Origin of the sequence: Chryseobacterium cupriresistens (genome assembly GCF_046614675.1) — a bacterium.
GTDB lineage: Bacteria > Bacteroidota > Bacteroidia > Flavobacteriales > Weeksellaceae > Chryseobacterium > Chryseobacterium cupriresistens.
In genome coordinates this window covers 213,650-231,180 of record NZ_JBKKJT010000001.1, presented here as the reverse complement: position 1 = coordinate 231,180, position 17,531 = coordinate 213,650, and the positions used below count along the sequence as shown (strand labels likewise).

The 17,531-nt window shown below is 39.2% G+C and carries 19 protein-coding genes and 1 pseudogene; all 20 read right to left on the bottom strand.

Going from position 1 to position 17,531, the window contains the following annotated elements; translation table 11 throughout:
- Nucleotides 1-2: 2 nt before the first annotated feature.
- Nucleotides 3-2,246: a nitric-oxide reductase large subunit gene (locus ACLI50_RS01165; RefSeq protein ID WP_042721883.1), complete on the bottom strand. Its 2,244-nt coding sequence runs from the start codon at nt 2,244-2,246 to the stop codon at nt 3-5.
- Nucleotides 2,247-2,270: 24 nt separating this feature from the next.
- Nucleotides 2,271-2,987 (bottom strand): iron-sulfur cluster repair di-iron protein, encoded by a 717-nt coding sequence (gene ric, locus ACLI50_RS01160; RefSeq protein WP_042721882.1) that lies wholly within the window; start codon nt 2,985-2,987, stop codon nt 2,271-2,273.
- 64 nt (nt 2,988-3,051) lie between these two features.
- Entirely contained in the window at nt 3,052-3,492 is a 441-nt protein-coding gene (locus tag ACLI50_RS01155) for a c-type cytochrome (RefSeq protein ID WP_120231266.1), read from the bottom strand.
- A gap of 18 nt (nt 3,493-3,510) precedes the next feature.
- Entirely contained in the window at nt 3,511-4,074 is a 564-nt protein-coding gene (locus tag ACLI50_RS01150; protein WP_042721880.1) for an SCO family protein, read from the bottom strand.
- A gap of 16 nt (nt 4,075-4,090) precedes the next feature.
- A complete protein-coding gene (locus ACLI50_RS01145; protein WP_123277908.1) occupies nt 4,091-4,912 on the bottom strand; it encodes a formylglycine-generating enzyme family protein in 822 nt (273 codons plus the stop codon).
- An 82-nt stretch (nt 4,913-4,994) separates the two neighbouring features.
- Nucleotides 4,995-5,969, bottom strand: a pseudogene (nirK, locus tag ACLI50_RS01140) (copper-containing nitrite reductase); the annotation flags it as partial.
- Between the two features lie 169 nt (nt 5,970-6,138).
- Nucleotides 6,139-6,570: an RrF2 family transcriptional regulator gene (locus tag ACLI50_RS01135; RefSeq protein WP_042721877.1), complete on the bottom strand. Its 432-nt coding sequence runs from the start codon at nt 6,568-6,570 to the stop codon at nt 6,139-6,141.
- 79 nt (nt 6,571-6,649) lie between these two features.
- On the bottom strand, nt 6,650-7,606 hold the full coding sequence (locus ACLI50_RS01130) for a DUF438 domain-containing protein (RefSeq protein WP_120231268.1): 957 nt from the start codon (nt 7,604-7,606) through the stop codon (nt 6,650-6,652).
- A gap of 115 nt (nt 7,607-7,721) precedes the next feature.
- On the bottom strand, nt 7,722-8,627 hold the full coding sequence (gene moaCB / locus ACLI50_RS01125) for a bifunctional molybdenum cofactor biosynthesis protein MoaC/MoaB (RefSeq protein ID WP_123277909.1): 906 nt from the start codon (nt 8,625-8,627) through the stop codon (nt 7,722-7,724).
- Between the two features lie 3 nt (nt 8,628-8,630).
- Complete coding sequence (locus tag ACLI50_RS01120; protein WP_120231270.1) at nt 8,631-9,071, bottom strand: molybdenum cofactor biosynthesis protein MoaE; 441 nt, start codon at nt 9,069-9,071, stop codon at nt 8,631-8,633.
- Nucleotides 9,058-10,152 (bottom strand): ThiF family adenylyltransferase, encoded by a 1,095-nt coding sequence (locus ACLI50_RS01115; protein WP_120231271.1) that lies wholly within the window; start codon nt 10,150-10,152, stop codon nt 9,058-9,060. The genes ACLI50_RS01120 and ACLI50_RS01115 overlap by 14 nt, the downstream gene beginning before the upstream one ends.
- A gap of 14 nt (nt 10,153-10,166) precedes the next feature.
- Entirely contained in the window at nt 10,167-10,400 is a 234-nt protein-coding gene (locus tag ACLI50_RS01110; protein ID WP_042721872.1) for a MoaD/ThiS family protein, read from the bottom strand.
- Nucleotides 10,390-10,980 (bottom strand): molybdenum cofactor guanylyltransferase, encoded by a 591-nt coding sequence (gene mobA / locus ACLI50_RS01105; protein WP_120231272.1) that lies wholly within the window; start codon nt 10,978-10,980, stop codon nt 10,390-10,392. Before mobA ends, ACLI50_RS01110 begins: the two co-directional genes overlap by 11 nt.
- A gap of 12 nt (nt 10,981-10,992) precedes the next feature.
- Nucleotides 10,993-12,189 carry a molybdopterin molybdotransferase MoeA gene (locus ACLI50_RS01100; RefSeq protein ID WP_411412965.1) on the bottom strand — a complete coding sequence of 399 codons (1,197 nt, stop codon included), beginning with the start codon at nt 12,187-12,189 and terminating at the stop codon, nt 10,993-10,995.
- 15 nt (nt 12,190-12,204) lie between these two features.
- Nucleotides 12,205-12,807 (bottom strand): molybdopterin-dependent oxidoreductase, encoded by a 603-nt coding sequence (locus ACLI50_RS01095; protein WP_227942458.1) that lies wholly within the window; start codon nt 12,805-12,807, stop codon nt 12,205-12,207.
- Nucleotides 12,808-12,889: 82 nt separating this feature from the next.
- Nucleotides 12,890-13,888 carry a GTP 3',8-cyclase MoaA gene (gene moaA / locus ACLI50_RS01090; RefSeq protein ID WP_227942459.1) on the bottom strand — a complete coding sequence of 333 codons (999 nt, stop codon included), beginning with the start codon at nt 13,886-13,888 and terminating at the stop codon, nt 12,890-12,892.
- Nucleotides 13,872-14,153 carry a DUF6755 family protein gene (locus ACLI50_RS01085; protein WP_120231273.1) on the bottom strand — a complete coding sequence of 94 codons (282 nt, stop codon included), beginning with the start codon at nt 14,151-14,153 and terminating at the stop codon, nt 13,872-13,874. Before ACLI50_RS01085 ends, moaA begins: the two co-directional genes overlap by 17 nt.
- 23 nt (nt 14,154-14,176) lie before the next feature.
- Nucleotides 14,177-14,698: a QcrA and Rieske domain-containing protein gene (locus tag ACLI50_RS01080; protein WP_042721863.1), complete on the bottom strand. Its 522-nt coding sequence runs from the start codon at nt 14,696-14,698 to the stop codon at nt 14,177-14,179.
- Nucleotides 14,699-14,708: 10 nt separating this feature from the next.
- Complete coding sequence (locus ACLI50_RS01075; protein ID WP_042721862.1) at nt 14,709-15,284, bottom strand: 4Fe-4S dicluster domain-containing protein; 576 nt, start codon at nt 15,282-15,284, stop codon at nt 14,709-14,711.
- Nucleotides 15,285-15,298: 14 nt separating this feature from the next.
- Nucleotides 15,299-17,530: a molybdopterin oxidoreductase family protein gene (locus ACLI50_RS01070; protein ID WP_411412964.1), complete on the bottom strand. Its 2,232-nt coding sequence runs from the start codon at nt 17,528-17,530 to the stop codon at nt 15,299-15,301.
- Nucleotide 17,531: the final 1 nt, after the last annotated feature.

Below are 17,531 nucleotides of genomic sequence, written 5' to 3'. Positions count from 1 at the left end.
TATTATCTCTTTTCTTTTAATGACCATCCTGTTTTAAGTCCGATAATGAAAATGACGATCAACAGTTCTCCCACAGCAAGCAACACATCCCCGGGAACGCGCAGCCAGCGTAAGGTATGCATCATATCGGTTTGCATGAATTCTGCGGAACGGGCATACCAATATCCTTCTTTAATAGATGCAACAGACTGCATGATGCCAATAGGAAGTAAACTGATGGTAACCATGACCAATAAGCCGATGTTGGTAAGCCAGAATGCCCATCCAATGAGTTTATCATTCCAGTGCCTGTCCGGATACAATCCACGCAATACAAACATCATCAATCCGATTCCTAAAATTCCGTACACTCCGAATAATGCAGCATGACCATGTACAGCTGTTGTATTCAAGCCCTGAATATAGTATAGCGCAATCGGCGGATTAATCGCAAATCCAAAGATCCCTGCTCCTAAGAAATTCCAGAAACACATAGCAATGAAGCAGTAGATCGGCCATTTGTAAGCTCTGATCCATTTTGTGGATTTACTGATCTTATAATTCTGCCATGCTTCAAACCCAATCAATACCAACGGAACAATTTCCAATGCACTGAATGTAGCTCCTAAAGCCAATACTGCGGTAGGTGTAGCACTGAAATACAAGTGGTGGAATGTTCCTAAGATACCCCCTGCAAGGAAAATAATGGTAGAGAACAATACGGCATTGGTAGCGGATTTTAATCCTAATAATCCCAATCTTGTAAATAAGAATGCTGCTACAACGGTTGCAAATACTTCAAAGAAACCTTCTACCCAAAGGTGTACGACCCACCATCTCCAATATTCGGCAATTGCCATGTGTGTTTGTCTTCCGTACATTAATCCTGCTCCATAGAACAATGCGATCGCTACTGCAGAAAGCGTGAATAAAAGTAGTAAATGTCTGTTGGCATCTTTTTTCTTCAAGGCAGGTAATAAGGCTCTGATCATCAATACCAACCACAAAATAAGCCCAACCAATAGTAAAATCTGCCATACTCTACCCAATTCTACATATTCGTATCCGGAATGTCCCCAAAGGAAATTATCAACATACCCTAATTTCTGCATTACTCCGAACCATTGTCCTGCCAATGAACCTAAAACCACGATCAGCAATGCCCCGAATAAAACATTCACCCCAAGTACCTGATATTTTGGTTCGTATCCTGAAACGGCAGGTGCAATATATAATCCTGTTGCCAACCATGAGGTTGCAATCCAGAAAATAGCCAGCTGAACATGCCAGCTTCGGGAAATGGATTGTGGCAGGATCTCATCCAGCGGAAATCCATAGAAAGCACTTCCTTCTACCCCGTAATGTGCGGTAACTACCCCTGCAAGCATCTGAACCAGGATCAGAAGAGCAACAACCCAGATATATTTTAACGTAGCCCTCATGGAAGGAGTTGGCTTCATATTTCTTAAAGGATCTTCCAACGGAAGTTTCTCGCTGAGTTCTTCTTCTTTATGACGGGCATGATAAAATACGAGTAAACCTACACAACCCAACAGCATCAGGACACTGAAACCTGACCATAAGTGCAATGAAGGCGGCGGAATATTACCGATCATCTCATCATGAGGCCAGTTATTGGTATATGAAACCTCATCGCCGGGACGATCTGTGATACAAACCCACGCTGCCCATGAGAAGAAGGCATTCATTTTTGCCATTCTTTCGGGAGTCTTAACTGTATTTTTCGGAATAGCGTATTGATCTCTCAGCTTTGCCATTTCCGGATCATCCATGAATATTTTTGCATAATACTTAGCCAGTTCTGCCTGTACTTTAGCACGTTCCGGACTGATCACAATGGTGTTTGTGGCTTCGTCCAACGTATTTTTGCGGATTTCTTTTTTCAGAAGAACCTTGTATTTCGCCTGTTCATCGTCGGATAAATCTTTATAAACTTTTCCATCTTTTTTAGCCAGTTCTTCCAGAAGAAGAAGTGATTCGCGGTGAAGATAGTCGGCACTCCAGTCAGGCGCGATGTATGCTCCGTGTCCCCATATACTTCCAACGGTCTGTCCCCCGATAGATTGCCAAACATTTTGTCCGTCTTTGATGTCCTGTCCGGTTGCTATAATGGTACCATCTGTAGTTACAATTTTGTCGGGAACCGGCGGAATCTTTCTGTAGATCTCCACGCCATAGAAAATAAGTACCGCAAAGGAACCCAGAATGACCGCCGTGAGCCAGATCCATAATTTTTTAGGTGTCATATACTCAATTTTTAATGTTGTACTTTACTGAAATTCTTTTTCCAGTTTAATTGCTTTCGGGAAAAGGATGTTATTTTCCAGATGAATGTGCTTGTGAAGATCATTTTCAAAATCCTGAAGCATTGAGAAAGTTACTCTATATGTGTTGCAGGCATCAGCCGGAGGAGTGTATTCATCAGTAAGTTCTGCAATCTTTCTCAGTCTTTCCCCTTCTACGGTGTGTTCATGCTTCATCATGTTCACCGGATTTTCCACTGTTCCGAATGGCGGCTGTGGAATTGCACTTCCGTCAATCTGTGCTTTAACCATGTTTTTAATGAATGGGAAAAGCATAAGTTCTTCTTTCTTCATGTGTGCTCCCAGATCCTGTGCAGAAGCATCAAACAGCTCTCTGATCTCAAACAGTTCGGGATGACTTCCACCATGTACCTTACAAAGCTTGTCTAAAAATGCCTGAAGAACAGGTGTTTTCTCTTCCACGTAGCGGTGATGTGTCTTCTCTACATAATCTGCGAGTAAATCTAATGGCCAACTGTTGAAATCAATAGAATTGTCATCTCTTTTTGAAAGGTTTTCTATTTCTTCGTAGATGGGTTCTGTATCGATCTTTCTGTTTTCGCAGGCTTCTTCGATGGTTCTGCCTCCTTTGCAGCAGAAATCGATTCCGTACTTTTTGAATATTGCAGCAGTTCTAAAATCTTCCGCCACTATTTCGCCTATAAAATCTGTCTTTATATTCATAATTTAATACTTTTTTATCTTTTATTGTTTTAAAATTTTTTGTTTTTTTTAAGGATTTATATTCTTATGATTTTTTTAATGAAAGAATATATTTTACCATTTTCTGTGCATTTTCTTTACTCATTCCGGCATGTGGTGTCATAGGAATATCTCCCCAAACGCCTTTACCTCCGTCAATGATTTTCTGTGCAAGCTGATCAATATCTGCTTCTGTATATTTAGCAGCCACTTCCTGATAAGCAGGACCTACTAACTTTGAGTCTAGCTTATGACAACCAAGGCAGTCTGTACCTTCCACCAATGATTTTCCTTCTGCAATTTCAGCTTCAGGACCGCTTGCTGCAGCTGTGGATGTAATCTCTGAAGAGTCTGCCGGTTTAGGTTCATCAAGCATTATATTGGATTCTGTAGCGTTTGTTGTATCTGTTGCTACTGTTTCTTTTTTGTCTGAACAAGCGGTGATGCTAAGTGATAACAGTAATGCTGCTAATAATAATTTTTTCATTGTTAAATACTTTTCGGATTATAATTCTAATTGTTTTTTGATTTCTTTTACAAGGGCTTCATTATCATTTCCTAAGCCCTCTTTCTGGAAAGCGAGTATTCCTTCTTTAGAATAGACACTGATGATATTGGAGTGAGAAAATTCTATCGGTGAAATTTCTTTATACTTCACAGCCATGATATTAGCCAATTCCCTTGTTTCTGCTTCTGTACTTCGGATGAAAGTCCATTCATCATCCTTAAATTTATTGATTTCCATATAGGCTTTCATAACTTCCGGCGTGTCTGTTTCAGGATCGATAGAGATCAAAACATATTGGATGTCATCACTGTCTACTTTTCCTACCATTTTAGAAATGTTTCTCATTTCATCAGCCAGTCTGGGGCAAGCCGTTTTGCATGAGGTAAAGATCATGGTGGTAACAATTACTTTTCCCTGGAAGTCGGAGAAGGTTATTTTACTTCCGTCCTGTTTTTCCCATTCAGAAGCCAGATTGTATATGGAATCAGGTTTCAAAGGTTCGTTTTTTTTGCTGCAGGAGAATAAAACCAGTGCCAACAAAAAATATAATAGACTTTTCATTTTATTTAAACTTTAATTAATCTTTCGCACATCTAAATCCAAGGTTGTTGAGACAGTAATCGGCTTTCAAGCTTCCTCTGAGTGCATACCGGACAAATGCCGCATAATTTCTGAGATCCGCTGATGTAACTGCCGCGCCTGCACAGAATAGAGATTCATTGGTGGTATTATCTTTTCTGGATTCCCCGCTCATCATCACCGAATTGAAATCATAGGTCCATTCCCACACCATTCCGTACATATCATAAACACCGTAATAATTAGGTTGTGAATGCTTTACAGGCTGTTTGCTTTTATCTTTTTTCTGATAGGATTTCAATATAAATTCTGTAAACTCCGGCTTTTGGGAAGCATCTTTGGAATCTCTGTCCGCAAGTGCTACATATTCCCATTCATCTATTGTCGGAAGTCTTTTCCCTACACTTTCGGCATACGCTTTTGCGGCATACCAGGAAACATTGGTGACAGGCGTTTCCGGACCTAAGTTTTCAGGAATTTCAAAATCGCTCTTCCAGTTTTTCAGATAGGTTGTATCTGCATATAGTCTTAGGATCTTACTTTTGGCCCATTGGGGATTTTTCTTCAGGAATTCGAGATATTCTCCATTGGTAACAGGACTTTCGTCAAGATAAAATGTTTTAACTTTTACGATTCTCCCTGAATCTTTACCAATAAAGGCTTTATACGTTCCCCCATCTATTTTTACCATTTTTTTTGAGCTGGAGACTTTGTTCGGATGGTGTTGAACGTGGGGCTTCGTATCAGAAACATCGCGGTGACCGGAACAGGAAACCTGACTGATAACAATTATAAAAAATATTACTAATACACCTTTCATGATTTCCCTTTTTATAATCCCCAATGAGACCTAAGTAATAACACCCTTTCAACTATATATTTACTTTAATTTAATTTTTCTTATAAATGGCCGGATTTTCAGGACCCGTCACTTTTATTTTTCCCAAAGCTCCTTTATTGAATGCTCTGAAAATGGCATGGTCTACGATCACATATTCTCCCGGAACGGTTGCTTTAAATTCTACGATTGTAGCTCCTCCCGGTGGAATCAAAGTAGTTTGTACATCTTCATTGATCTTGCTTCCTCCTTCTATGTATACTTTGTCAAAGATCTCACCGATAACGTGGAAAGAAGAGGTAAGGTTGGGTCCTCCGTTTCCTACATAAAAACGAACTGTTTCTCCAACTTTAGCCTGAAGTTCCCCTTTACCTAGCAAAGCACCTGTATGTCCGTTGAACACTACATATTCAGGATGTTCTGCAATGGCTTTGTCCATATCAAATTCCTGTAATCCTTTATCCCCGAATTTTCCTTTGGTGTAGAAATCTCCTTGCATGATGTAAAACTCCTTGTCTACTTTCGGTAAACCTCCTTCCGGTTCGATAAGGATCAAACCGTACATTCCGTTGGCGATATGCATTCCTACAGGTGCTGTTGCACAATGATAGACATACAGTCCGGGATTCAAGGCTTTAAAATTGAATACTTTCTCTGTTCCTGGTGCTACAAATGTGGCTTCTGCTCCTCCTCCGGGACCGTTCACGGCATGAAGGTCTATGTTATGAGGAAAATTGCTGTTTTCATTGTTTTTAAGGTGAAGCTCGATCTCATCTCCTACTCTTGCGCGGATAAAACTACCGGGAACTGTTCCGTTGAATGTCCAGAAGTTATATTGCGTTCCATCTGCCAATTCACCGACTTTTTCAATAATTTCCAGTCTTACAATGACTTTTTTGGCAGCTCTCTCTCCTACAGGAGCAGGTACATAAGGCGGAGCAACCAGTTTTTGTTCTTCTGATGAACCGTCTGTAGCTATTTTTTCGGCATCCGCTGTTTTATCTGTGGCAGCGGATGGATTTTGTTTGCATGAATTCATACTGATGAACGCAGACAAAACGGCAGTGATGAAGATGGATTTTTTCATTTTGATTGGTTTACGTTTTTGGCTTAAAATAATTTTATTCAATTTAACAAGATATAAATACCTTTTAGTGTTTTATTTGTCACTGCTTAAAACTCGATTTTAATTGATTCTGATAAATATTTTATTTTTTTAAAAAAGTCAGTTTCAAATCTAAGTTCTTGACAAACATTCTGATCTTGGAGTTTTCCAGCATATCTCTTATTTCTTTACGGATATGTTTGAAATCATTATGGATAGGACAAGGATGATCTTCCGAGCATTCTCTGAGTCCTAAACCACAACCTGAAAAAAGTTTGTCTCCGTCTATCTCTCTTACAATATCTGCTATAGATTGCTCGAGGTTATTTTCATCCATATAAAAACCACCGTTGGGTCCTTTTGCAGATTGTACAAAACCTTTTCTGCTGAGTTCCTGTAGTATTTTGGCAATGAAATACTCCGGGGAATCTATTCCTGATGAAATATCTTTGATCCCTACTCTGCTTCCGTCCTTGGACTTCTGCGCGATGAAGATCAGTGCACGAATGGCGTATTCACAGGTTTTAGAAAACATTTGTTATTTTTATATTACAAAGATATATATTCGAATTTATATAAAAGAGTTTTTGGTATTTTATTTTTCATGATAATCATCACTCCCATTCCAAAAGTCTTCTTTCTCCCTCGATCTTTTTGATCTCCGAAATATCCTGAGACATTTCGATAACCCCTCGATAGTTCTTCTGTGCGTCTCTTACGGCAAAATATCGTACATAGATTAACTTGTCACGATAATTGAACCAGAACGATGCTTCATTTTGCTCTCCTTTTCTGAAAGCTTCCAATATTTTCAGAACGGTATCCACACTTTTCGGAGGATGGCAAAAACGCACTTCTCTTCCGATAATTCCTGCACTTCTCGGGAAAACACGAATGTCTCCACGGTTATAGAAAATCACTCTGTCGTTTTCATCCACATAGGTAAGATCCAGCGGCAATGTTCTGAATAAAAGATTCACCTGTTCCACTGTCATATATCCTTCATCAAAGTGTGATGCATTTTCATCAAAACTTACATCGGTTCTTATGGTTTTATCTTCGGAAGGATGTACATACTGCTCTTCTTCCGGATATTTTGCGGGTGGCTGACTCAGCATCCAGCCGATTTCATCTTCGCCTTCTCTCATTTTTATCCATTCTTCATCGGTAAGGATCTCCATTGCATTCGGGAAGAGAACCATTTTTTCCACCTGCATCAGATTTCTTAAGTTCTGACCCGCATATTCTATGTTTTGTTTTGCGGAATCCAGATCTTTTTCTTCAATATTTTTTCTGATGATCCTGAAAATATCCCGGATCGTATCATGGAAAGACCACATATTTCTGGAAGGTCCGGTCCACCTTTTTTGCTCCAGAAAAGGAAACAGTTGATTTTCTTTTCGCTCAAATCTCCTCTCAACGGTTGACAAGTGGTTGAAAAGGTTATAAAATTTCTGAAATTCTTCCTTCGGATCTGTTTGAAGCAATTCTTCCAGTAATGTATCGATCAGCTCCTCTTCCACCAGATAAGTGTGAACGGGATGTCCTGCTTTTAATTGATTTTTATCCATTTTAGTTTTAATAGAATATTAATACCTTTTTGTCTTTTATAGAACAAAGGTAAGATTTCAACTTCAATTAAAAGAGTTTTTTATCTTTTAATATACTGATTTTTATCAGCAATCTTTAATGCTTTCCGCCGTTCAGTATTTTATAGATGTGCAGAATCCCCGGGAATATAGAATCCATCGACTCTTCGGCTCCTTTTGTTGAGCCTGGAAGTGCGATCACCAGAGTATCACCGATCATCCCGGCAAGACTTCTCGATAACATCGAATAAGGAGTTCTTTGCTGACCATAATTTCTGATCGCTTCGGCAACTCCGGGAATTTCTCTGTCCAACAACGGACGAACAGCTTCGGGAGTGACATCTCGTTTCGAAAGCCCGGTTCCGCCTGTAATCATTACCAACGAGATTCCGTCTTCTGCATACAGCCTGATCTTGCTCTGGATCTCAGCAATTTCATCAGGAATAACCACATAATCATTAATGTTTACCTTATTTTTCTCAAGGGATGAAATAATGGCTTTTCCTGCTTTATCTTCTTTTTTACCTTCAAAAATACTGTCCGAACACACAATTACAGATGCTGTGATCCCTTCACCGGAATCTTTGATATCGGATTTTCCGCCTTTTTTCTCAAGCAGCCTGATGTTTTTGATCTCAATGTTTTTATCGATCGGTTTCAGCATATCATACATGGTAAGGGCAACGATTGAAGCGGAATGCATCGCCTCCACTTCTACCCCGGTTTTATAGATCGTATGAATTTCTGAAGTGATATGAATATCCAAATCCATGATCTCAAACTGAATAGAGGTATATTCTATAGGAAGCGGATGACAGTCCGGAATAACATCACTCGTTTTTTTGGCTGCGAATAAGCCTGCTGTTTTGGACATTTCAAAAACATTTCCTTTCGGAACTTTTTGATTCACAATAGCATCGATCGTCTCCTGTGAACTGACGCTGACAACGGCTTCTGCAATAGCTTTCCTGAGTGTATTTGTTTTATGTGTGATATTAACCATACTTTATTGTTTATTTTCTTTCCAGGAGTGAGATTTATCCTCCAAAATTTCTTTCCCCCACAACGGAACTTCCTTTTTGATCCTGTCCACCATTTCGTCACATGCATTGATGGCTTCCTTACGATGTGGAGCTGAAGTAAACACAAAAAGACAGATCTCCCCCACTTTGATGTTTCCCAATGAATGATAGATGTGAGCGCAGGTAAGTCCGTATTTGGTTATGATCTCTTCACGGATTTCATGGGCTTTTTCCAATGCCATCTCCTGATAAGCTGTGAATTCTATAGATTCAACTTTCTTATCGTTGATTTTGTCTTCCCGAACCTGACCCAGGAATATGCTATGACCACCAATACTTGTTTTTACCGTGTGTTTAGCAATACTTTCGGCAACGAATGCAGGATCAATAGGACCTTCTATAAATATATTCTTAATTTTTTTCATGATAAACTGATTTTGCTCCGGTCGGGAAATGCCTGATCTCTTTTTCCGGAAAATAAGTTTTTGTGATCTCCACCGCTTTTTTGCTTCGGATTCCTGAGGCGCAAATGAAACAGATGTTTTGATAGGATTTTAATGATTGTAAATGTTGTTCAAGTGATGCCAATGGAATTTCCAGAGCGTTTAAAGCTTTCAATCTCGGTTGTTCTTCAGTTTCTCTTACATCAATAAGAACACTGTTTTTCTGATTCAGAAATTCTTCTAAAGCTGAATGCGAGCTGATGTCATCACCTTTATGGATATTACAGAATACATCATAATTGAAATTTTTGAATTCCTCTATGGTTTTCGGTCCTGATCTTTCTTTATTTTCAGTAAAAGTCATTTTCAGCGACTGGTAATTTTTGGTATTAAAGATCAGTAACTCATGTACCAAAACCTCATCTGAGCCGATCAGCAATTTGATGACTTCATTAGCCTGAAAAGTACCAATAACGGATGAATGGGACGGCAAAACTCCTGCTTCATTACAGTTCGGAACTTCATTAGGATTTGGCGGTATCGGAAAAAGATCCCGGTATTGTGTCACCGAATTTACTTTTTCAACATTGAAAACCGCCACTTGACCTTCATATCTGAAGATAGAAGCATACACCAAAGGTTTTTTCAAAAGAAAACAGGCATCATTCAATAAGTATCTTGTCATAAAATTATCGGTACAATCTACGATCACATCAAAATTATGGATCAATGAAAGAACATTTTGTGTGGTGACCAGCTCCTGAAAAGCGACTATTTCGGTTTCAGAATTCATGGTATTCAAATGTTCGAGGGCTGCAACGACTTTTGGAGTTCCCACATCTTGCTCGTCATATAAAAACTGACGGTGAAGATTGTGCAGATCTACTTTATCAGAATCTGCTATTCCTATCACTCCGACTCCTGAAGAGACCAAAATCTGGAGAACAGGGCATCCCAATCCGCCTGCTCCAACCACTAAAACTGATGAACGGGCAAGCTTTTCCTGTGCTTCAACGCCAAAATTCGGAAGTATAATCTGTCTGCTATATCTGTTTATATTCATGGTAATGTATTTTTTTAACCTCCTGAGTAGGGAGGTAATAATGCAATTTCTGCTTCACCTGAAATCAAGTGCTGGTTTTCTGCTTTCACTCCATTCACAACGACTAAAAAAGTGGTTTTCCCCAATTCAGGAAATTTTTCGAACAATTGCGATCTGAGTTCAGCAACACTGGCTGTATTGTGCAATGGAAGATCGTATTCTTCTACTTTAAAGATGTCTGTGAGTTTGCCAAATATTTTAAGTTTCATCTGTCCTGATTTTAAGTAATTCTAATTTATTTATCATACGTTCTGCCTCCCAAAAGCTTTCCGGTGTATTGATATTCAAAAACTGTGGTCTAAAGGATTCATCATACTGAATATAATGAGCATCTTGCTGTTCCAGAAATCGGGTCATTCTCAGGCGGTCATTCTTAATTGAATTTGCTAAAACATCAAGAACCACATAAGGATAAATGCCTAAAACCGGATATACTTTACCTTCACATTCCGCGATACTGATCTTATTTTCTGCTCTTCTTTGAAGAATATCTTTCATCAATTCCGTAGAAACAAAAGGCATATCGCAGCTACATACGAAAATATCTTCCTGACAGTGCTCTAAAGCAGACCGAATTCCTTCCATAGGACCTTTTTGCTCATATCGATCTTTAATCACATTCATTGGAACAGGATCACCTGAACGGTTTCCGGAAATAAAAACCTCATCGAATACTTTCGCCAAATTATCCACAACATGTTGTATCATCGTTTTTCCACTCATCTTCATGAGGGCTTTATCCTGTCCCATTCGGGAACTTTTACCACCCGCTAAAACAACTGCTTTCATTTCTGATCATTTTCAAATCCTCCAGATCTTTATTTTTTCACCAGGATTTATTTCGGTTATATTTTCAGGAAATTCAACCAGACAGTTTGCCTGTGCCACAGAATTCATTTTGTATGATTCCTGACCATTGAGGATGTGCACTTTTCCCTGGGAATACCAAGCTTTTAAAAACTGTGTCTGCTCACTGCTTCTTTTCATTACGAAAGATTCTGAAACCGCCACATCCTGACTTTCATTAAGGTTCTTTCTTCCGAAACATCCCAATACAAACGGTTTTACATACTGATGGTAACAGGAAAATACAGATGCTGGATTTCCCGGTAACGCAAAAACAAATTTTTCGTTAAATTTCCCGAAGAATAAAGGTTTTCCTGGCTTTTGTCTTACTTTATAAAACAATTCCGTAACACCCAGTTTTTCCAGAGCAGGTTTTACATAATCATAATCTCCCACGGAAATTCCGCCTGTAATCAGTACAATATCTGCATTTTCAAAGGCTTCTTTAATCGCATAAAAAGTTGTTTCTTGTCTGTCTTCGGCATGTTTTATGAAGGAAAATTGATGATTGATCTCCGCTAAAGCAGCCTGTAAAGTGTATGTATTGGAATTGTAAATTTCTCCATCGGATAAAGTTTTCCCAACTTCCACCAGTTCATTGCCGGTAAAAACAAGACCGATCTTTAACCGTTTATAAACCTTAACTTTTTCTATTCCAAATCCTGCCAGAAATCCGATCACTGAATGATTGATAAATGTGTTCTTTTCCACAATCACAGTTCCTTTCTCGGTTTGTGAAGCTTTGAGACGGATATGGTCCCCTTTTTTAATTTCATCTGTATTACATTGGATATAATCTCCGTTGCGGACTACTTTTTCCTGCATCACCACAGTATCTATACTTTCCGGAACCTTTGCCCCGGTAAAGATCCGTACAGCTTCTCCTTTACCTAAAATAGGGTCATTTGTTGAAATTCCTGCAGGAATTGTATTGGTAACTTTTAATTTGGTAGAATCTTTCAGATCATCAAAACGAAATCCATACCCATCCATCGCAGAATTATCGAAAGACGGCACATCTAAGGTCGCCATGATAGGTTCTGCCGTATAAAAACCCAAAGCTTCCAACAGAGGCAATATCATATTCTCTGTCGGGAAAATATGGTTCTCTATGATTTCTCTGGCTTCAGAAACACTTATGTATTGATTCATTCTGATCATGCCTTGCTATTGCACTCTTGTTACTTCTATGCTTTTCAGCCATTTTACGTGACGAGGACCCGTTTTGGTATCAGACAGACTCACGAGGATCATTTCGCCTTTTTCTTTCAGGGGGTTTCCGTTCTGTTCAAATACTACATACACTTTATCTCCAGTAGGGTTATTGAACAATTCTGCCCATGAAAAGGTAGCTTTGTAATCATCTGAAGCTCTTGCAACAATGTAGAAATTCCTGTCTGTGTGATCCTTCTGTGCAATTTTTGCCTTTTCCACAATTTCTGTAAGCAGAACACCTTTAGTAGATTCTATATGACTTTTGGATATCCCTGACTGACAGACAATATCAAAATCTTTAATTTCCTTTACATTCATTTTTTTCAAAGAATCTACAGTGAGTGTCAAGGGCTTAACGACATCTCCCATTACGGTTATCTCTTTGTTTACATAGATCCAGTCATCATCATCGTGCTTATGATTTTCTTTTTCCGAAATGTTTTCTGAAATATGAGCCATACTTTGCACTTCAGGTTTTGCTGCTTCAGGTTTACTGCATTGCAACATTGGGTAGGTCATCGCTACCACCCAAATGAATTTTAAAAATTTTCTCACGGTTTGATTTATTAGTGTTTAAAATGATTACAGTTTTTTAGTTATTATTAATTTTTGTTTTTATTTTTTTCCAAATATAAAACTACCCGCCGATTTTTATCATACTCCGATTAACAATTGATTGATTTTTTACACTTCCCATTTCAGAAAACTGTCCACCTTTCTCTTTATGCTTTCTGGTGATGCCTAATTGAATCAGTTCCAGAAGGTCTTCTTCGTTTCTGAAAGCCTTCAGCAAATCAAATTCATCCGCTCCGAAAAGACAGTTTTTCATTTTCCCATCTGAAGTGATCCTGATTCGGTTACAGCCAGCACAGAAAGCATTGCTCATGGTAGAGATCAGTCCGAAAACTCCTTTGCTTTCTTCACTAATCCGATATTTTCTGGATGTATCATTTTTCTGATCCGTTATTTTTTCAAACGTAAAGTGCTGTGAAACCAAATCAAGCATTTCCGCGACCGGAATCACTTTTGCTTTTTCCCAAGAATTTCCGGTGAATGGCATAAATTCTATAAACCTCAACTCTATCGGATAATGATGGGATAAGGCAATGAATTCCGGGATCTCATCATCATTGAAACCCCGCATTACCACCATATTCAGTTTTACATTAAACCCTCTTCTGATGCTTTCTTTGATATTGTCCCAAACGGGTTGAAACAGGTCTCTTTTGGTAATGTATTTAAACTTTTCGCGATCCAGAGAATCAATACTGATATTGAGATTTTTAACGTTACATTCTTCCAGCGCATCAAAATACTTATGAAGCAAAACCCCATTGGTTGTAACTCCTGTATTGACATTTAACTTGGAAATCTGTCGGATGATATTTTCAAAATCATGTCTTACCAAAGGTTCTCCCCCTGTGATTCTGATCTTGTTAATCCCATAATGATGAACAAAAACCCTTGCAATTTCGAAAATTTCGCGGCTGCTCATCAGTTCTACGGATGATGTACTTTTGAACGGTTCATCGGGCATACAGTATAGACATCTGAAATTACAGTTGTCCGTAATGGAAAGCCTCAAGTAATCGTGTTTTCTGCCAAAAGAATCAAGCAAATCAATAGGCATTGTCATTCTCCTCTTCTGATTTTTTAATCTGTCCTGTAGGAATATCCGGTACATATCTCAAAAAGAAAAGTGTACACAGAAATATAACCACTGATCCAATTGCCGAATAGGCTGCAAAGTCCAGGTTTTCTTTATCCAAAGCCTTGTTGATCGTTCCAAACAAAAGCCACATTTGCAGACTTACCAGCAGAATATAGACGCTGATAATGGCAACAAGCATTTCATTGATTCTGAATGTTACTTTTTTAATAGGTTTCTTTCGTACTGACATCTCGGTAATTTTTTGTGTTGAACTTATCCGTGGCTTTCTTCGGTTTCTTTTTCAAAATCCGTCACATATATTTTATCCTCTTTGATCACGACCTTTAACTGCGGAAGCGGTCTCGGTGGCGGTCCCTGAATAACAGATCCGTCATCCGGATTGAAAAACCCGTGGTGACAAGGGCATTCGATCAGCTGTTCATTATGATTGTATAGCACAGAACATGACAAATGGGTACATTTTTGTTCAAAAACTTTCCATGTATCTTCTGCGAGACGGATAAGCATATAGGGATTACGATGATCTTCATTGATATAGAACGTTCTCATTCCTCCCACCTGTAGATCGGTCGTTAATCCTATAAAATAGGGTTTTATTTCTTTCTCTTTTCTGAAAAAATTAAACAATGGAACGGCTACATTGGCAAATGCCAAAGTGCCTGAGAAAAAAGTGATCAGTTTGATGAATTCTTTTCTGGAAACATATGCTGCCTCACGTTTTTTAATAGGAAAATCGGCTTTCCAGGCGGGGATTTTTTTATGATTTTCTGACATGTTAGTATGATTAAAAAACTTTTAATTCTTCGCTGCCTTTCGGCATCATTATATTTACTTTTGTATTTACGACTTCTTTCCCGAAAATAAAGCGGTTCACAGGTGTGCTGTTCGGTCTTTTCTTCGCTACATTCTCTCTGGTATCAAAGGTTAAGGCCCCACTGGGACAAACTGTTGCACACATAGGTTTAAGACCCGTACTGGTCCTGTCGTAGCACATATTGCACTTCATCATTAGCATCGCACTTTGATCCGGAATCTGCGGAACTCCGAACGGACAACCAATAACACAATTCGCACATCCGATACATTTTGATGTATCTGCGGTATGCACAATACCATATTCATCTTTTGTAATAGCATCTGCGGGACATACATTCGCACAAATGGGATCTTCACAATGCATACACACCTGCACGGTGGTCTGAACAGTTTCTGCCCTGTCTACATAATGAATATGAATCATCGAGGTTTCTCCGTTAGTCTCACATTCTGCACAAGCCATCTCACACGAGTGACAGCCGATGCAGCGCTGCATATCAACGAAGAATTCCATATCATTAAATTTTTCAAACTGTTCCGCCATAATCTTTTTAAAATTTAATATTGAATATCTCTACTTTGGTTAGCCAATTCTTTTGAATTTTCTCCTTTTTTACGCCCTGTTTTCTCCAATTTGCAGGCACAAACTTTAAATTCCGGTATCTTTGAAACAGGATCTAAAGCATCAATGGTCAACTGATTGACAGAATTCACACCGCCCCAGTGATAGGGGATGAAAACAGTATCTTCCCTGATTGTTTCCACCACATTTGCAGGGAACAAGGCACTTCCTCTTCGGGTAGACACTTTGATCAGGTCATTTTCCTGAATGCCATATTGTGCAGCCAATTTAGGATGGATCTCAAGTAATGGTTCTGGATAAATATCTACCAGCTTTCCAATTCTTCTTGTCTGTGAACCACTTAAATACTGACTTACTACTCTTCCTGTTGTCAATACAATCGGATATTCTTCATCCGGCTCCTCCATTGGTTTTTTGTATGGAGTCGGATTAAAATGTGCTTTTTTATCATTTGTATTGAATTGTCTATCTTCCCAAAGTCTTGGAGTTCCGGGATGTTCTTCACTAGGGCAAGGCCAGAAAATCCCCAGATTTCTTTCTATTCTTCCATACGTGATTCCGTAATAGTCTGCCGCACTGCCTTTGGAAGCTCTTCTAAGTTCATTGAAGGTTTCTTCGCTGTTTTTATAGCTGAATTTATCGGCTTCACCTAATCTTCGTGCCAGTTCCATAATGATTTCGCTGTCACGCTTAGCTTTTCCCGGAGGAGCTACCACAGCTCTAATTCTAATCACTCTTCCTTCTGCCGATGTAGTGGTTCCTTCTTCTTCTTCCTGCAAGGAGCCTGCAAGAATTATATTGGCGTGACGTAAGGTTTCTGATAAAAAGAAATCGATTCCTGCATAGAATTCCAGTTTTTCCAGTGCTGCACGAACGTTATTGTTATTCGGTAAGGAAACCAATGGATTGAAACATATCGATAATAAACCTTTGATCTCTCCACGATTGATGGCTTCAATGATCTCATAAGCACTCAGGCCTTTTCCCGGCATATCTTCTTCTTTGATGCCCCAAATATCAGCAACAAATCTTCTGTGTTCTGGATTTTCAATGTCTCTGTTTCCGGGAAGCTGATCACATTTATGACCATGCTCTCTTCCGCCCTGCCCATTTCCCTGTCCTGTAATCGTTCCGTAACCGCAATACGGTTTCCCGATCCTTCCGGTTGCCAACACCAGATTGATACAGCTGGAAACATTCTGAACACCTTTAGAGTGATGTTCTATCCCACGGGCATGCATCAAAAAACTGGTTTTAGCTTTTCCCCACATTTCTGCAGCTTTGTAGATCAGTTCTGCAGGAACACCGGTTACTTCTTCTCCCCATTCCAGAGTACAGTCTTTCACGGCTTCGGCAGCTTCTTCAAATCCTGAAGTGTGATTATTGATAAAATCATGGTCGAGCCAATTGTTATCAATTAAAACTTTCAGCATAGTATTGGTAAGTGCTGAATCTGTTCCCGGTTTAATTGGCAAATGGATATCTGCAGTTCTTGCAATCGGGATCTGACGCGGATCTATCACTATTAATTTTGCTCCGTTATCGCGGGCTTCCCAGATTTTATGTGTTAAAACAGGAAAACATTCGCTTACATTGGCTCCAGTAATGATGATTACTTCTGCATGAGCCAGATCAGCCCAACTGTTGGAAGATCTATCCATCCCAAAAGCTTTTTTATTTCCTGCTCCGGCACTCACCATACAAAGGCGGCCATTATAGTCAAGGTTGGCAGTTTTCAGAGCGACACGGGCAAATTTCCCTATCATATAGCTTTTCTCGTTGGTAAGGGATACCCCGGAAAGCATAGCAAAAGAATTTTTTCCGTATTGTTCCTGGATTCTTCTAATCTCTTTCACCACTACGTCATACGCTTCATCCCATTCGATCGGAACAAAACCTTTTCCATCCACTCTTTTGTAAGGTGAAAGCAAACGATCGGGGTGATTGTCCTGCATATATCGCTGAACTCCTTTCGGACAAAGTCTTCCTTCATTGAACGGAAAATCATTCCAGGGTTCAAAGCCAACAACTTTTTTGTCTTTTACTTTTAGTTGAATTCCACACTGCAAACCGCAAAAACAACAATGCGTTTTTATCAATGCATCGGGATTTTGTGGATTTGATCGTACAGTTCCTTTGTTAGGATAGTGTTGATGTGGGCCAAATATATTGATGATCTCGTCAGCTGATACGGGTAATTTTGCCATT

Coding starts and splice junctions, on each gene's coding strand:
- ACLI50_RS01165 (WP_042721883.1), bottom strand. CDS start 2,246: ATGACACCTAAAAAATTATGGATCTGGCTCACGGCGGTCATTCTGGGT.
- ric (WP_042721882.1), bottom strand. CDS start 2,987: ATGAATATAAAGACAGATTTTATAGGCGAAATAGTGGCGGAAGATTTT.
- ACLI50_RS01155 (WP_120231266.1), bottom strand. CDS start 3,492: ATGAAAAAATTATTATTAGCAGCATTACTGTTATCACTTAGCATCACC.
- ACLI50_RS01150 (WP_042721880.1), bottom strand. CDS start 4,074: ATGAAAAGTCTATTATATTTTTTGTTGGCACTGGTTTTATTCTCCTGC.
- ACLI50_RS01145 (WP_123277908.1), bottom strand. CDS start 4,912: ATGAAAGGTGTATTAGTAATATTTTTTATAATTGTTATCAGTCAGGTT.
- ACLI50_RS01135 (WP_042721877.1), bottom strand. CDS start 6,570: ATGTTTTCTAAAACCTGTGAATACGCCATTCGTGCACTGATCTTCATC.
- ACLI50_RS01130 (WP_120231268.1), bottom strand. CDS start 7,606: ATGGATAAAAATCAATTAAAAGCAGGACATCCCGTTCACACTTATCTG.
- moaCB (WP_123277909.1), bottom strand. CDS start 8,627: ATGGTTAATATCACACATAAAACAAATACACTCAGGAAAGCTATTGCA.
- ACLI50_RS01120 (WP_120231270.1), bottom strand. CDS start 9,071: ATGAAAAAAATTAAGAATATATTTATAGAAGGTCCTATTGATCCTGCA.
- ACLI50_RS01115 (WP_120231271.1), bottom strand. CDS start 10,152: ATGAATATAAACAGATATAGCAGACAGATTATACTTCCGAATTTTGGC.
- ACLI50_RS01110 (WP_042721872.1), bottom strand. CDS start 10,400: ATGAAACTTAAAATATTTGGCAAACTCACAGACATCTTTAAAGTAGAA.
- mobA (WP_120231272.1), bottom strand. CDS start 10,980: ATGAAAGCAGTTGTTTTAGCGGGTGGTAAAAGTTCCCGAATGGGACAG.
- ACLI50_RS01100 (WP_411412965.1), bottom strand. CDS start 12,189: ATGAATCAATACATAAGTGTTTCTGAAGCCAGAGAAATCATAGAGAAC.
- moaA (WP_227942459.1), bottom strand. CDS start 13,888: ATGACAATGCCTATTGATTTGCTTGATTCTTTTGGCAGAAAACACGAT.
- ACLI50_RS01085 (WP_120231273.1), bottom strand. CDS start 14,153: ATGTCAGTACGAAAGAAACCTATTAAAAAAGTAACATTCAGAATCAAT.
- ACLI50_RS01080 (WP_042721863.1), bottom strand. CDS start 14,698: ATGTCAGAAAATCATAAAAAAATCCCCGCCTGGAAAGCCGATTTTCCT.
- ACLI50_RS01075 (WP_042721862.1), bottom strand. CDS start 15,284: ATGGCGGAACAGTTTGAAAAATTTAATGATATGGAATTCTTCGTTGAT.
- ACLI50_RS01070 (WP_411412964.1), bottom strand. CDS start 17,530: ATGGCAAAATTACCCGTATCAGCTGACGAGATCATCAATATATTTGGC.